General features: G+C 56.8%; 12 protein-coding genes. 1 reads left to right on the forward strand and 11 read right to left on the reverse strand.

All coding sequences use genetic code 11. The annotated features are described in order from the left end of the window. From AB7E65_RS02980 to kdsB, 4 genes are all read right to left on the reverse strand, one after another. A partial coding sequence (locus tag AB7E65_RS02980; RefSeq protein ID WP_428745251.1) for an SIS domain-containing protein occupies positions 1-392 on the reverse strand: 392 nt, incomplete at its 3' end. A 5-nt stretch (positions 393-397) separates the two neighbouring features. Further along, the gene (gene kdsA / locus AB7E65_RS02985; RefSeq protein ID WP_072287908.1) at positions 398-1,231 is read right to left on the reverse strand and encodes a 3-deoxy-8-phosphooctulonate synthase; all 834 of its coding nucleotides are present in this window, start codon (positions 1,229-1,231) and stop codon (positions 398-400) included. 1 nt (position 1,232) lies between these two features. Further along, the gene (locus AB7E65_RS02990) at positions 1,233-2,837 is read right to left on the reverse strand and encodes a CTP synthase (protein ID WP_072287909.1); all 1,605 of its coding nucleotides are present in this window, start codon (positions 2,835-2,837) and stop codon (positions 1,233-1,235) included. A 129-nt stretch (positions 2,838-2,966) separates the two neighbouring features. Continuing rightward, complete coding sequence (kdsB, locus tag AB7E65_RS02995; protein ID WP_428745245.1) at positions 2,967-3,719, reverse strand: 3-deoxy-manno-octulosonate cytidylyltransferase; 753 nt, start codon at positions 3,717-3,719, stop codon at positions 2,967-2,969. 543 nt (positions 3,720-4,262) lie between these two features. Between kdsB and AB7E65_RS03000 the strand changes: the two genes are divergently transcribed. Continuing rightward, positions 4,263-6,551, forward strand: a complete 2,289-nt coding sequence (locus AB7E65_RS03000) for a TonB-dependent receptor (protein WP_072287912.1) — start codon at positions 4,263-4,265, stop codon at positions 6,549-6,551. A gap of 16 nt (positions 6,552-6,567) precedes the next feature. Here the strand turns inward: AB7E65_RS03000 and AB7E65_RS03005 are convergent, their stop codons facing one another. The 7 genes from AB7E65_RS03005 to AB7E65_RS03035 form a co-directional block, all read right to left on the reverse strand. Beyond that, a complete protein-coding gene (locus AB7E65_RS03005; RefSeq protein ID WP_428745246.1) occupies positions 6,568-8,709 on the reverse strand; it encodes an LVIVD repeat-containing protein in 2,142 nt (713 codons plus the stop codon). Then, the gene (locus AB7E65_RS03010) at positions 8,693-11,233 is read right to left on the reverse strand and encodes an ATP-binding protein (RefSeq protein ID WP_072287914.1); all 2,541 of its coding nucleotides are present in this window, start codon (positions 11,231-11,233) and stop codon (positions 8,693-8,695) included. Before AB7E65_RS03010 ends, AB7E65_RS03005 begins: the two co-directional genes overlap by 17 nt. A 179-nt stretch (positions 11,234-11,412) precedes the next feature. Continuing rightward, positions 11,413-12,069 (reverse strand): metal-dependent transcriptional regulator, encoded by a 657-nt coding sequence (locus AB7E65_RS03015; RefSeq protein ID WP_320360505.1) that lies wholly within the window; start codon positions 12,067-12,069, stop codon positions 11,413-11,415. Positions 12,070-12,247: 178 nt separating this feature from the next. After that, positions 12,248-14,215: a ferrous iron transport protein B gene (gene feoB, locus AB7E65_RS03020; protein ID WP_072287917.1), complete on the reverse strand. Its 1,968-nt coding sequence runs from the start codon at positions 14,213-14,215 to the stop codon at positions 12,248-12,250. A 67-nt stretch (positions 14,216-14,282) separates the two neighbouring features. After that, the gene (locus AB7E65_RS03025; protein ID WP_072287918.1) at positions 14,283-14,714 is read right to left on the reverse strand and encodes a Fur family transcriptional regulator; all 432 of its coding nucleotides are present in this window, start codon (positions 14,712-14,714) and stop codon (positions 14,283-14,285) included. Positions 14,715-14,802: 88 nt separating this feature from the next. Continuing rightward, positions 14,803-15,537, reverse strand: coding sequence for a cytochrome c biogenesis CcdA family protein (locus AB7E65_RS03030; RefSeq protein WP_072287919.1), 735 nt, complete (start codon positions 15,535-15,537; stop codon positions 14,803-14,805). Then, entirely contained in the window at positions 15,537-16,049 is a 513-nt protein-coding gene (locus AB7E65_RS03035; protein WP_072287920.1) for a PaaI family thioesterase, read from the reverse strand. The genes AB7E65_RS03030 and AB7E65_RS03035 overlap by 1 nt, the downstream gene beginning before the upstream one ends. Between the last annotated feature and the right edge of the window lie 67 nt (positions 16,050-16,116).

A 16,116-nucleotide genomic window follows, 5' to 3' on the forward strand; every position in this document is an offset into this window, starting at 1 on the left:
TCGGCGGCCCGGGAAAGAGCACTGCCCGGCTGCCCCGTCATGGCAATAAGCGGCAATCCCATGCGCTTGATGACCGGAAGGATGCGTACGATTTCTTCGGTGTTGCCGGAATTGGAAACGGCGATGACCACATCCCCTTTCATGAGCATGCCGAGGTCGCCATGGATTCCCTCGGCCGGATGCAGGAAAAACGCCGGAGTCCCGGTGGAAGCCATGGTAGCGGCGATTTTCTGGCAGATAAGCCCGGATTTGCCCATGCCTGTAATGACGACGCGCCCGCGGCAAGCGAGAATCATGTCCACGGCAGCGACAAAACGCCCGTCCAGCCGCCGGCAAAGCGCCATGATGGCCTCGGCCTCGATTTCAAGAACCCGTTTTGCGGTATCCAGCATGTTGTTCACGGTGAAACACGTCCTTTGACAATGGCATCTATAGCCAGGATTTCCCTGAGAATGGCTTTTATCTGCGCAAGGGGCAGCGAATTGGCCCCGTCACACAAAGCCTTCTCGGGCTGCGGATGCACTTCCCAGAAAAGGCCGTCTATCCCCATCGCGACGGCGGCCCGGGATAGAGCCGCCACAAACTGCCGCTGCCCGCCCGACGACGTGCCGCTGCCGCCCGGCAGCTGCACGGCATGGGTGGCGTCGAAGACTACCGGGCACCCTGTTTCGCGCATGATCGCCAGCGCGCGCATGTCCACCACCAGGTTATTGTAGCCAAAGGTGGTACCGCGCTCTGTCAGCAGAATGCGCTCATTGCCGGTGGACACAACCTTTGCCACGGCATTGGCCATGTCCCAAGGGGCGAGAAACTGACCCTTTTTGATATTGACGACCTTGCCGCTGTTGCCGGCGGCCAGCAGCAAATCGGTCTGTCGGCACAGAAAAGCCGGAATCTGTAGAATATCCAGAACCCGGGCAGCCGCTTCAACCTGAGCGACATCATGCACATCGGACAGGATCGGCAATCCGGTCTGCCGCCGAACGGTATCGAGAATGGCCAGCCCCTTCTCCATTCCCGGACCGCGAAACGAGGTGACCGAAGTGCGATTCGCCTTGTCGAAGGATGCCTTGAACACAACGCCGATGCCGAGTTCCCGTTTGACCTCCAGCAGTTGCCGGGCAATGGCGAGAGTTAGCTCCTCGTCCTCCATGACACAGGGACCGGCAATCAGTGCCAGGGGCGAGCCGGCGCCGAAACGGACATCACCTATCTGGAGAAGATTCGTCATTTCAGCCCTCTGTGCGTTGCTTCAGGCAGGCGCCGACGAAAGACTCGAACAAAGGATGTGGCTCCATGGGACGGGACCGGAACTCGGGGTGAAACTGGCAGCCCAGGAACCAGGGATGCTCCTGCAGTTCCACAACTTCCACGAGATCGGCATCACGGAAAATGCCGGAGATGACCAGTCCGCCTTTTTCCAGGCGTTCACGGTAGGCGTTATTGAACTCGTAACGGTGCCGATGCCGTTCCTGCACATCGCCGGTTCCAAAGATGCGGCGAGCGAGGGTTCCTTCCGCCAACTGGCAGGGATAGGCCCCGAGACGCATGGTGCCCCCCTTCCGCGTGATCTTTTTCTGATGTTCCATGATGTGAATTACAGGGTTGGCGGCATCTTCCTTGAATTCGGAGGAAAAACAGTCTTCGATACCGCAGACATTGCGGGCGAATTCAACCACCGCCATCTGCATGCCGAGACAGATGCCGAAAAAAGGCACCTTGTTTTCCCTGGCATAACGAATGGCGGCAATCTTGCCTTCGCTGCCCCTGTGACCGAAGCCGCCGGGCACCAGAATGCCGTCAACATTCCTGAATGTATCGCCGATGCCGTGACGTTCCAGAGCTTCGGAGTCGACATAGATCAGGTTAACCCGGCAGTTGTTGGCAATCCCGCCATGGGTAAGCGCTTCGGACAACGACTTGTAGCTCTCGGTCAGCTCGACATACTTGCCGACAATCGCGATGGTGGTTTCGGATTCGGGCTCATGGAAACGCTTCACGATGCGCTCCCAGGCCGTCAGGTCGGGGGCTTTGGTCCAGATATTCAGGTAATCGATGATGCGCTCGTCGAGCCCCTCCTCATGATACGTGATGGGGACCTCGTAAATACACTTGACGTCACGCGCCGTGATGACCGCCTCTTCGTTGACATTGCAGAACAGCGCTATCTTGGCCTTCATGTCTCTCGGAATTTCCCGGTCGCAGCGGCACAACAGGATATCGGGCTGGATGCCGATTTCCCGCAACTCCTTGACACTGTGCTGGGTCGGCTTGGTCTTGAGTTCGCCGGCGGTCGGGATATAGGGAACCAGGGTCAGGTGAACGTAGAGGACATTTTCGCGGCCGCGCTCGACGCGGAACTGGCGAATCGCCTCCAGAAAAGGCAGGGATTCGATATCGCCGACCGTACCGCCAACCTCGACAATGGCGACATCGACATCCCGGGAGTTGGCCAGAATCTTGGCCTTGATCTCATTGGTGATATGGGGAATCACCTGCACGGTTCCGCCAAGATAATCGCCCCGCCGTTCCTTGCGGATGACGGAATCATAAACCTGGCCGGTGGTGAAATTGGATTTCTGGCTCAAACGGGCGGATGTATAACGCTCGTAATGACCCAGGTCGAGGTCGGTCTCGGCACCGTCGTCGGTCACGAAAACCTCACCATGCTGAAAAGGGCTCATGGTTCCCGGATCGACATTGATGTAGGGGTCCATTTTCTGCATGGAAACCCGCAGCCCCCGCGCCTCCATCAAGGCACCAATGGAAGCGGCCGCCAGCCCTTTGCCAAGAGACGAAACCACGCCGCCGGTAATAAACAGAAACTTGGTCTTCATAAGAAATTCCTCCGTCCGGGCACTGCAGCGCACCGCCCTCAAGGACCAAAACGAAAAATCGGATTCTACACGGAAAACATGGAGATTTAAAGCATCAAAATCCCCGCGGCCTCTGCCACCGGCCGGGTATCAATGCTCCAGCAGATATTGTTCGACACGAGCCAGGTCTTCCGGCGTGTCGACTCCCAGACTCACCAGCTCGGTTTCCACCACGCGGATGGGATGCCCGTGCTCCAGAGCCCGGAGCTGTTCGAGCTTTTCCAGGTTTTCCAGAGGCGTGGCCGGCAAACGTGCAAACTCCAGCAAAAAATCCCTGCGATAAACATACAGGCCAACATGGCGGAACAATACCACAGATGCCGGCAAGCTGCCGGAATTCTGAATTTCAATATCCCTGGGGCAGGGAATCGGCGCGCGGGAGAAGTAAAGGGCAAACCCCTGTCCATCCGTTACGACCTTGACGACATTGGGATCCATGTATTCCTGCCAGGTTGACAGCGGGGTCTTCAGGGTTCCCATGGGAATATTCGGGTTTTCCACCAAAGGAGCGACGGCGGCATCGATCATACGCGGATCGATAAGAGGTTCATCCCCTTGAACATTGACAACCAATTGGGCATCGAGTCCTTCGGCGACTTCGGCCAAACGGTCAGTGCCAGTGGCGTGATCCGCCCGGGTCATCCGGACTTCGCCGCCGAAACGCCGCACTTCCTCGGCAATGCGGCAATCGTCCGTGGCAACCACCACGCGGTCAATGCAACGGGCCTGGGCAGCACGTTCATAGACCCGCTGGATCATGGTTTTTCCGAGAATCACCGCCAGCGGTTTGCCGGGAAACCGCGACGATGCAAAACGTGCGGGAATTACCGCAATGATGGACATGGCGTTTATCATCCTTTGTTGCGCTCATAAAAACCATCTGCACAGCCAGACAAAATGGCGTCCTGAACAAACACCGCAACACCCCGAATCTGGTTCCTGGCGACGCCATCGTCCTTTTCAGGGCATAAATTCGCCCGTAGGGTAAGAAAACGCGGCGGGCTTGTCAAGAACGGCGCATAACCTCAGGCAGAAAATCGAAGTATCATCGTGCAGCATACGGGAAACGGCCTTGGCGGCAGCGCCAAGGCTTTATACCCCCCCCCTTTCATTAATAAATTGTAAATATTTGTTTTTTAAAGAATTTCTCTATTACACGAGACTCTCTTATGATAAAAAATCGAGGCTGTCTTTTTTTCACACTTCCCATGAGAGAACATGAAACCATCGCCCTGGCCGCATTTGCAAAAAACCCGCTGCGCACGAACAGCATGCTCCCGGCAGCCCTGTCAAAGGGCATTCTTTGCGCCAGGTCGCCCTTTCTTTTTCAGGCGGCTGCCGCTGTTGGTCGTTTTTTGCGCAACGCTGACAGGGTGTCCCGTCGCCATGGCTTTCGAAACCACGCCATGCGGCCAGCAGGATGATGAGCCCCTGGGCAATGTCAGCACCGTCCTTCCGCCGATCATGGTAAAAGCAGCGTATGAACCCTTGAGCACCGCCTCCCGAACCATCGAGCGAAAAATCATCGAAGGCATCCCCGCCGGCAACGGCAGCATCAGCGATATGCTGACCTTTCTGCCGGATATACAGTACGGCGAGGCCGCCAATCTTTCTTCGCATGGGGGAGAAATCCTGCCGGCGGCCGTTTCCATCAGCGGTGGAAAAGCTTTCGAAAACAATTTCATCATCGACGGTCTGGGCAACAACAGTCTGCTCGACCCTGATGCCGACAACCCCCTTGAGCACAACAATGTGCCAGGTCACGCCCAGGAAATCTTTCTCGACGCGTCCCTGGTCGAAGATATAACCGTCTACGATCACAACGTTCCCGCCAGTTTTGGAGATTTCAAAGGCGGGGTTGTTCATGCCAGAACCATCGATCCCGCCGCCGATTTCGGAGGCAGCCTGTTTTACCGCACCACCCGGGATGCCTGGACCTCATTCCATATTGCAGCATCCGAGCGTGAAAAATTCGAAAATTCCGCAGACCATTCCCGGCAGCCTGAATTCAAGAAACACCAGGCGGGCTTCGATGTGCATGCCCCTTTCTCGCCGCGCCTGCGCATGCTGGCCGCCTACCGGCTGTTTCTTTCCAGCATCCCGCTTCAGTATTTTGGCGAAACCCGCAAACAGCAGCGCCGCAACGAAACCTTTCTGCTGAAACTTTCCGGAACACCGGCCGCCAGTTCCGCCTCGACCTTTGATCTTTCGTGGCTTTACAGCCCTTATAAAGGCAGATATTTTCAAAAGGATTTTCGGAACAGCGACATGACCATCCTGGGTGGCGCCTATCAGATCAATGCGGAGCTACGCACCGGGCTGCCCTTCGCCGACCTGCATCTGCAGGCGGGCTACAAGGAGAGTGAAAATTCCCGGCAAGCTCCGGACCATATGCGCCAGACCCAGAACCCGGACAACAGCTGGGACAGGGAAGGCTTTCCCGGAGATATCGAAAAAACACAGCAGACCCTGCAGTGCAAAGCCGACCTTGAACTTGACCCTTTGCGCAGTGGAGCGTTCAGCCACAAAATCAACCTCGGGGCCGATTTTCAGAATATCGAAGGCACCTCCCGACGGGACGAGACCAGCTATCTTTACACCTTTTTTAGCAATGGCACCAACAGGCGAAACGTTTACGAGCAATACGCCGCCGAAGCCCGTTTACAGCAGTACAGCCTCTACCTGGAAGATATCCTTCGCTACAAGCGGCTGGAACTGCGGCCGGGGTTGCGCCTGTCTTATGACGATTTCATGGAAAACCTCAATCTGGCGCCGCGTTTTGCCGTCACCCTCGATCTCCTTGGCAACCGCCAGACCATCCTTACGGGCGGCATCAACCGTTACTATGCCAACACCCTTTTGGCCTACAGGCTTCTGGAAAGCATGCCGGGAAGCTACATCGAACAAGGTTCCGACACAACCGGCTGGACCCTTTGGAAGACGGGCTCCACTGACTACGATTTTGCGTCACTGAGGACACCCTGCGCGGATGAATATGTCATTGGCCTGGAGCAGCGACTGCTGGGCGGCAGAGCCACTCTCACCTACGTGAAACGCAACGGCAGGGACGAATTCGCCAGGACCATGAGCGACCGACAGGCCGACGGCAAATTCCATTACAGTCTGAACAACAACGGCCGCAGCCGCCATGAAAGTTATCGTTTAAGCTGGGAACGTCAATGGCCCGAACATTTTATCAGCATCAACGCAACCTATCAGAAAACGACATCCGCCAACGAATCCTATAACGACCTGCTCGATGACGAGGATCTCGATGAGGAAATCTGGTACCACGGCCGGGCCATTGCAAAAAGCGCCCTGCCCCGCAAGGACTTCAACCGCCCCTGGGTTATCAGTTTGCTGCACATCGGGAAACTTCCCTGCAACTTCAGTGTCAGCAGCCTGCTGAAATACCGCAGCGGATATCAGACACTGCAGGCATCGGGAGAACTACACGAGGATCTTGGCATTCCCGTTTACGAGAAGACCCGCCTCGGCGGGGGGATCACCGCTGACTGCAAAATCGACTGGACTACCCGGCTGTGGGCCGGGCACAAGGTCATGTTGAGCCTGGAAATCCTGAACCTGCTGAACAAGAAAAATCCCGTGGGCGAGCCCCGGGATGGCTACGAGATGGGGCGCCAGTTCTGGTTGGGCGCTCAGTATTTCTTCTGATTTACGGCTTCGAAGCTCAATCAACCACAAGGGCATCGGGCAGAACCAGATTTTTACGACCATCGCTGAGACACAGCGCGTAAGTTCCGGCCTTCAGCCCTTCAGGCACGGACAATTCGACACGATCCGTGCCGGTACGGGTCGTTTGCGAAATCCGGAAGGGCAAAGGTACCGCTATCACCCCGCCGAGGTTGGTTGCTGCAATCAACTCCTCCCCAACCACCGCCATGCCCTTGGTCTTGATGCTGAAGCCGAGCAAGCCCAGCGTCTGTGGTGCATCCGGATTGCGGCAGTCGACCACCTGCAGGCCACCCCGTGTATCCGCCACATAGACTTGTTGTCCCGACACCGCGAGAGACATGGCATTGCCCGCAGTGCTGAGGCTGCCGACCAGTCGTGGCTGTTCCGGGTTGTCGAGATTGTAGATCTGCAAACCCGCCAGGCCGTTGGCGACAAACAGCCGTTGTCCGTCAACAACCAGTGAGGTGGCACAGGCAAACGGCAGCAGATAGTCCGGAAGCGCAACCTTGCCGACCATGACCGGGCGCTCGGGGTGGCGCACATCGACAATAAAGATCCCCATGGAGCCACAGGCAAGATAGGCGTAATCGTTGCTGACGGCAATATCCAGGAATGGATGAGTCACCGGCATGGCTGCCAATGGCCGCATTTTTTCGCCCGGCTTCGCATCAACGACATGCAAGGTGCCGTTCAAATCGGCAACAAAAAGTTTGTGCTGCCGGCAAACCAGCCGTTTCAGTTTGCCCGGCAGGAGCAGAGAGTCATCGATACGGTGTTTCTTATCGCGGAGAGTTATCGCGTGAATGCCCTTCGCACCATCGGCGACAAATACCCGTTGGTCGTCCGCCGCGACATCGATGGCCAGACCCGGCGTATCGACAGTCTCCACCAGACGCAAACCGTCGCGATGATTTTCCAGCACCTGCAAGCCGGACCGGCCTCCGGCAACATAGATCCAACCCCGCTTGGCCAAAAGCCCCTGAGCCACGCCCGGCAGGGTCAAAACGCGGGGCCTGGCCAGATGTGAAACGCAGTCCCGTGATAAGACCTGCAATCCGCGCTTGGCGTCGGCCACCAGAACATGCCTTCCCACGGCTGCAACATCCCAGGCAGCACCGGGCGTATCGATCGCCCCCATAAAATGCAGGCCCCCGTCGGCATCCGGCTGAAAAACATGCATCCCTCCCAAATCCGCCGCCACCCACAGCACCCCGTCGATCCATTCAAGGCTGCGGGCGCTTCCGAGCAACGGAGTCGACCCAAGGTGTCTCGGACGTTGAGGTTGTGCTACCGAGATGACCTGGATGCCCCCGGATTTATCGGCCACATAGGCCCGGTTGTCCTGCACCGCTATAGCGGTGGCTTGCCCCGGGGTGTCAACGACGGATACTTTTTCAAGGCCATCGTTCGGCAAGCACCGAAGCACCTGAAAACCCGCCTCACCATCGGCCACGTAAAGATAGCGACCTGCCTTCCAGAGCCCCGACGCAACGCCGGGAGTATCCAGCGTGGTCAGGATACGCGGCTGATCCCGCAGATCGACAACATGCACCCCGGCGGGACCGTCGGCAACATAGGCCCGGTCCCCCTCCACGATAATGTCCAGGACCGTGCCCGGGGTATCCAGGGATGCCAGCAATCGTGGGTTTTCCGGGTGTTCCACGTCCACGACATGCACCCCATCCTTGTAGGCCGCGACATAAACCCGTGCATCCTGAACCGCCAATTTCCACGGCCATCCCGACAGCTTGAGAGCTCCGACCATTTTGGGTCGGGTGACATCCGCCAGATCGACGACCTGCAGACCACGGATGGTATCACCGAGAAAACCGAGATGACCTCGAGCCGCGACCGCTTTGGCGATCCCCCAACTCGGCATCTTCCCTACAATCGCGAAGTGGTTACCGATATCCAGATTGAGAAAAGCCTTCAAGTCCTGAGAAAACCCCTGACCGCATAGCGTGATCAACGAACCGTCCGCCGTTTTTCTGTTCCTGCTTTGCAGGGAAGTAACCACGATCTCTTCAGGCAGCGGCACGGGTTTAAAAATGCTGAAGAGCAGAAAGCCGACCAATGCCAGGTAGGCCAGGGCACAACCGCCGGACACAAGAAAAAGTCGATTAATTCCGGGGGGCATGATTTATCCAATCATCGGGAGCAAGCAAAGACGCATCGTTTCTTTCAGGGCTGCCGGGCACCCACTTCCGGATCAGCCGGAACAAATGCTCGTGTTTGAACGGCTTTGCCAGATAGTCGTCCATACCGCACTGGCGGCATTGGTCATCGATTTCGCCTCGGGAGTGAGCCGTCAGAGCGATGATGGGAGCCTTGATGCCGGCATGACGCAATTGCGCCGCGGCCTGGTAACCATCCATGATTGGCATCTGGCAATCCATCAGTATCAAGTCAAAAATCTGCTCCATGGCTTCAGCAACCGCCTGTTCGCCATTTTCCGCGGCAACCACTTGGCAACCACGACTCTGCAGGCTGATGGTAATCATGCGGCGGGTGGTGGGATTGTCTTCAGCCAGCAAGACGCGCGGCCTCTGGACGAACTTCTGCCCGTTTTCCGCCAGTCCTGAAACCGTCGCTGCCGTCTCCGGTTCGCATGCAACAACATCTACCGGCAACCCCGCAACCATTCTGTGCAATTGTGACGGACATACGGGCTTTACCAGCACCTCCCACAGGGAACCGCTGCCCCCTTCGGGGCAGAGAAGACCACGCGGGGTCATCACCACCCGACGGCAGTTTTTTGGGCAGTTTTTTTCGAAGTGATCATGCAGTACAGGGTTGTCCCGCAGCAAACAGGCATCCGTCAGCACCAGCCGCAGGTTGGCCCCGCGACATGAGTCCGCAATCATTTCATCGCTCAAAGGAGCATTGAGGGAGAGGGTCTCCACAGCGAGATGCATGGCGTCGAGTTGTTCCACCAGCATATCGCGAAGCCCCGTATGAGCCACGGCCACCAGCGCTTTTGCCGCAGCCTGTCCCGGTGGCGGAACTGTCCCCGGCCAGCACCTGTCTTCGTGCTTTTGCAAAGGGATGCAGCAGGTAAACACCGACCCGTCCCCCCTGGCGCTTTCAAGGTGAATATGTCCCCCCATGTGCTCAATCAGTTGTTTGACAATCGCCAGGCCGAGCCCGGTTCCGCCAAAATGCCTGGTGGTCGAACTGTCCGCCTGCGAAAAAGATTCGAAAATCCTTTGCTGGGCCTCGGGCTCGATGCCGATGCCGGTATCCCTTACCTCCAGGTAAATGCAGGCCCCGGAGTCATCCTCTTCCCTGCAGCCAAAGCGGACCGTCACGTCTCCCCGTTCGGTAAACTTGACGGCATTGCCGACCAGATTGAACACAATTTGCCGCAGGCGGGCTGGATCGCCGAGCAGGGAAACGGGGGTGCCGGGATCAATGCGGCATATCAGCTCCAGGTTTTTGTCATGGGCGGCCTTGGCCAGCAGCGCCACCGGTTCTTCGACAACTGCCAGCAGATTGAAAGGAACCGTCTCCAGCACCAGTCGCCCGGCTTCAATCTTGGAAAAGTCAAGAATATCGTTGAGAATGTTCAACAGGGATTCGCCGGAGCCCTGTATCATATGCGCCAGCTCTCGTTGCTGGCCATCCAGTCCGGTCTTCAGAAGAAGCTCGGACACGCCGATAACACCGATCATAGGTGTGCGGATTTCATGGCTCATATTGGCCAGAAACCTTGATTTGGCCTGATTGGCAGCCTCGGCCGCTTGCCGCGCCCTGGCGAGTTGTTCGACCGTTTGATGTAGTTCATCGTTGGTCTCACGCAACTCCCGGGTCTGTTTCAGAACCTGCTCTTCCAGATGGTAACGGTACTCTTCCAGCTGTTTGTCGCGGCTTTCGAGCTGTTCAAGCATCCGGTTGAATCCCTGGAACAGAACGCCAACCTCGTCGTTGGCAGGATTGACCACCCGCACGGAGAAATCCTGGCTGCCCGATACCACGCGCATCTTGTTCGCAAGATGCAGGATCGGGCGGGACACCAGACTCTGCAGATACCTTGCGACAAAATAGCCCGTAAGGCATGACAGGGCAAGCACCGCCAGGACGCTCAGGGCATACGATCTCAGCCACAGATAAAACTCACCGAGGCCGGACTGCAGATAGACCATGCCGATGGTGCGGCCCATATGCCGCACCGGAACAACAACCGCCAGGGAGCGGGGAGAAAAAGAATGAACTCTTTGATCCGTCTCGACCGTCCGGGCGAGCAGTTCGAAGGTGGAAGGGTCCATCCCGGCGCTCCATTGTCCGGGTGCGCCGTGGTTCTTCTGGGGGCGCAGATAATGGGTTACGACCTGATAGCGCAGGGTAAAGATGTAGGCGCGGTTGATATGCGGCTGTTGCAGCAGCGAGGACATCACCTGGTCGCCGACCTGTTTGTTTCTGAGGGTCAGAACAATGGTGCTATTGGCGGCCAGAACCTCGGCCAGCGCGTAATTATGTTCTACCATGTTACGTCGGAACGAGACGATTTCCACCGCCATGAATGCGCTGGCGGACAACACCAGTACCACGGCGCAGGTCAGCATCATAAGGCCCGTCAGTTTCTTTTTGAGCGTGGCGTGACGGAATCCGAACATCTGCTCCCAACCCTGTTTCCATACGAAAACGGTGCTTTTGCCGCGCATGACCACCGATCTCAAAACACGGTGGCGCCCCTCTGACACAAGATCAGCCGGTACGAAATACTAACAAAGGGCTCATGTAAAACAAAGTCTATTTTCCTGCGTAAAGCCCTCCGGATAAAACAAAGGCCCCGCAACCGTCCAGAAGTTTCGGGGCCATCGCATCCGCTGCGTCAAAACAGCTATTCGCTTTTGCCGGTACGAATGAAAATCTCCCGCGCCAGCTGCTCGTCCACGGCAAACTCAGAGTTGCCAACATGAAAAATGAAGGAAGGAAACCGTCGGTTGAGCCGTACCCGATTGCCCGGCAACACGCCCAGAGACATCAGTTTCTGCATTTTTTTGGCATCGCTGGTGGCTAGATAGGCAATCTCGCCCTCCTGCCCCACCTTCATTTCGGTGAGGGGCACGACGCCGATGTCCGCCGCGCGCCGTGCAGCCCGGCAACACTCACCGGGAGGAATGGGACGGCCGTGGGGACAGGTTGTGGGGTGATTCAGAAGGGTGCAGATTCGGGTATCGACCCCTTCGTTGAGGAGATGCTCGAATTCACAGGCCTTGGCATTGGCATTGCTGCCTTTGAGATCAAGAATATCCATCATCAGACGCTCGGCCAGACGGTGGCGACGCACCACTTTTTCGCCGGCCAGGCGTCCTTCGGAGCGCAGATAGACCCGCTCTCCCTTGATTTCAACCAGGGCCTGACGTTCGAGATCCAGCAGCGCCGCATCGTCGGCCTTGACATTCAGCGCTTCGAAGGAGGCCGAGTTGTCCCCCTCTTCAACGACCGCGATCCAAACGGCTTCCAGCAAATCTTCAGCCCTTTCCGAGCGTTCCATCAATCGTTCTCCTTGGATTTATCTTTTTCGCTCCATCGGCGCAAAAAGCCGGGAACAACGGGATTTTCGTAACCACACCAGGGACAGTGAATCTTCCGGCATCCTCCCGGGCACGCTCCGCAAGGTTTCTGTTCCAACTTGTCGGGAGGCGGCAGCTCGCGGCCGCAAAAACCGCACTTCATACCAGCCACCCGGTAAAACCGAGGACCACATTGAGACTCCAGCCGACGCTGAAAGCCAACAGGGTAACCAGCAGGAAGATGCCGGCGGAGACCTTCCAGCCACGCTCCTTCTTCATCATGAGGAACTGGGCGATGCAAGGCACAAACAGTGTCATGGTGACGGCTGCCACAGTCAATTGGCGCGGCGTCAGCAATCCCTGGGCGTGCATGTCGTAAAGTCCGGCAGCACCGAAATCACGCCGGAAAAAACCGAAAATGAAGGCGGCGGTGGTTTTTGCGGGCAGCCCCAGTGCGGCTATGGCAGGTGACATGCCCCGCACCAGGGCATTCAGTCCGCCGGTCATCTTGCCGGCCCACAGCAGAACCGAAGCGAAGATGAACAACGGAAAGATTTCCAGAAAATACCACTGCATGCGGCTCACCGTCTTTATGACAACATTACGGGCCTGGGGCAACCGCATGGGCGGCAACTCCATGTAGAACATGGGGCGCTCTCCCGGCAACAGACGGGCGGACAGCAGGCCCACCAGCAGAAAAACAACCGTTATGCAGGCGATCCAGGTCGGCAAGGCGCCCGGCACGCCGGAAAGCAGGCCCATGATAACTCCGAGCTGAGCACTGCAGGGAATTGCCAGCGCCAGCAACAGCGTGACGATGATCCTTTCACGCACCGTTTCCAGTGTTCGCGTTACCATGGTCGCCATGGTGTCGCATCCGAAACCCAACACCATGGGTATTACCGCCCGGCCGTTCAGCCCGATTTTTTTAAAGATCCGATCCACAAGCATGGCCAGGCGTGGGAAATAGCCGACATCCTCCATGATGGAAAAAGCCAGAAAGAAAGTGCCGACGATCGGCAGTACCAGAGCTACCGCATAGCGCACTCCAAGGGTGAATATACCGTATTCGCCGACCAGCAGTTCCCGCAGCCAGTACCAGTCCGTAAGCCGATGCACCAGGTCAATCACCCAGGGGTTCAGGTAATTTTCGAACAGCTGCCCTTCAAGCAGGTCCACCAGGGTGCCGGCACCGAAACTGCCCACAAACAGATAAATGCCGAAATAAAGCGCCAGTAGCAGCAGGGGGAAGCCGGTCCAGGGATTGATGGTCCAGGCCGCCAGCTTTTCGAAAAAGCCCGGCTTTCGATCGGCCTGCTGATAAATGACTTCTTCCAGAATGGCGCGACAGATCCTTTTGCGTTCAAGGCTGATGCGCAAGTTCAGATCCAGGCGCCGCTCGTAAACCGTTTCGTTGACCGCCGCCTCGATGGTCTTCAGGTTGTCGCAACATTCGGCGGCCCGCACCAGCTTCCAGGCATCCTCGTCCTTCTGCAGCAGCAGCAAGCCCATGGAACGCGGCACCAGGGTGTAATCGCCTTTGAGATGTTCCGAAACCTTGGCAATATCCTTTTCCAGTTCACGGGAATAGCCGAACACCGCTTTCACGGCAGGATCGTAGTCGGCTATGACCTGGCGCAATTCGCTCAAACCACGTTTTCGCGCCATGGCCCCACCTATCACGGGGATGCCGAGTTTTTCCTGCAACAGCGGAATGTCAATACGCATTCCCCGTCGTTCGGCTTCATCCATAATATTGACCAGCAGCACCACCGGAAGCCCGGCCTCCACCAACTGCAGGGTCATGGGCAGCATGCGCTCGAGATTGCGGGCATCGATAACATGAACGACGGTGTGGGCTTTTTCCTTCAGGAGAATTTCCCGGCCGACACGTTCTTCTTCTGTAATCGGCAACAGTGAATACATGCCCGGCGTGTCGAGCACCTGATAGGAAACCCCTTCGATTTCACAATTGCCCCGGGATACCTCCACGGAGGTGCCGGGATAATTGGACACAACCGTATACGCCCCGGTCAGGGCGTTGAAAAGAACACTTTTGCCGACATTCGGACTACCGACCAGCACAATCTTGCGGACGGTGGAAGCAACTTCTGTTTGACCTGCCATGACGAAATCATTCCAGATGGGGTTGCAAAGAAAAAAAACGAAAAACTTGTTGTATAGATGGCCAGTTTCAGGAGGAGGAACACTTGGCGCAACGGCCGTATATTTCCAGACGGTGATCGGTCATGACGAAGCCATGCTCATGTGCAACCTGTTTCTGCAGTTCCTCGATACGCGCATTCTCGAACTCGATAATTTCACCGCATTCAACGCAGATGAGATGATCATGATGATAGCCGCGGTGAGCGACTTCGTAAAGGGACTGACCGCCGCCAAAGTCACGCTCTTTGGCAAGGCCACATTCCGCCAGCAGCTTGAGCGTCCGGTAAACTGTCGCATAGCCGATATGGGAATGCTTTTTTCGAACCCGGTGATAAAGTTCCTCGGTCGACAGATGGGCGGCAGCACGGAGAAATTCATCCAGAATGATTTCCCGCTGACGCGTAAGCTTGAGTCCCTGCTGGCTGATATAATTTCGGAACATCTCGCGTTTGTCGGCCATGGCACCTCCGATGAAATTGAATATCAAATTACCAGAGGCAACCGGCGCATGTCAAGATGCAACCGGGGCCGGCGGCACCTGAGCCAGATCACCCGACAACCGGCAGCCATTGATAAAAAATGGCGGTCAGATAGCTGAAACCATTAAAAAATAGTAGAAGCCCTACAATCATGAGCATGATGCCGGTGAGCACCTCGGCGAGACGAATATGCTTGCGGAAGCGATTAAAAAACCGCAGAAATCCGTGAAACATCAGGCCGGAAACCAGAAACGGCAACCCCAGACCGGCAGAATAGCTGGCGAGCAGGATGCCGCCACGCAAGGAACTTCCGGAAGATCCCGCCGCCATGGTCAGCACCGATCCGAGGATCGGCCCGGTACAGGGTGTCCATCCGGCTGAAAAAACCAGACCGACAAGAAACGAACCAAAATAGCCGGCCGGCTTGTTGTGAATATGGACACGCTTTTCACCCAGCAAAATGCCGAAGTGAAAAAGCCCGGTCAAATGTATGCCGAACAGAAAAACAAGCAGTCCTCCAAGCTTCTGAACCCAACGCAAACCATCCTGCAAAAGGCCGAAAAGACTGCCGGCAACCACTCCCATGACGGTATATACCAATGAAAAACCCGCGATGAACAGCAGGCAGTGCAAAACCACCTGCCAGCGAACCCTGCTTCCGGGATGAGATTGCTGCAATTGCTGAAAACTCAACCCAGTAATATAGGTGATAAAGGATGGGATCAGCGGCAGCACACACGGCGAGACAAACGAAGCCAGTCCTGCCGAAAAAGCAATCCAGAAGGTAATATCGCCCGCCTGCATCAATAACGTCCTTCCGTTATCGGTTTTGCCGGGGCGACCAAGCTTTCCGCATCGCCGCACACGCCCGTAGCGGGCCGCAACAGCCTGAAATCCGCAGTGAATTCCGCCACCGCATGGTCCTGATCATCCTGAAGATCCACGTGGACAAGGTACCGGCGGCCATCGATCTGCTTTACCGTGGCAGCAGCGGTTACCGTACCCTGGCGAACCGGCGCGAGGAACCGCATGGAGAGGTTGCGGGTCGCGAAAGGCGTCGAGACCGGCAAGCAGGTTTTGACCGCCATGGCGGCCGCCGTATCGGCCAGTGCGGTCAAGGCACCACCGTGCAAAAAGCCGCCCCCCTGAGAAAGTTTTACGACAAAGGGCATCGTCAACACAGCGCGCCCGTCACAGGCTTCGATAATGGACATTCCCACCAGTTTTTCAAACGGCGCCAGATCGACCCACCCTTCCATCTCGAACTGAGAGTCGGCGGGATTTCGCGGACTGTCGCCATCGACCAGAACTTTCATTGCGGACACTCCATGCTAAAAGAACATTGCAAACACCCGAAGCGGCAGGGTATGGTCGCAGGAAATC

The organism is Syntrophotalea sp. (genome assembly GCF_050253115.1).
Lineage (GTDB): Bacteria > Desulfobacterota > Desulfuromonadia > Desulfuromonadales > Syntrophotaleaceae > Syntrophotalea > Syntrophotalea acetylenica.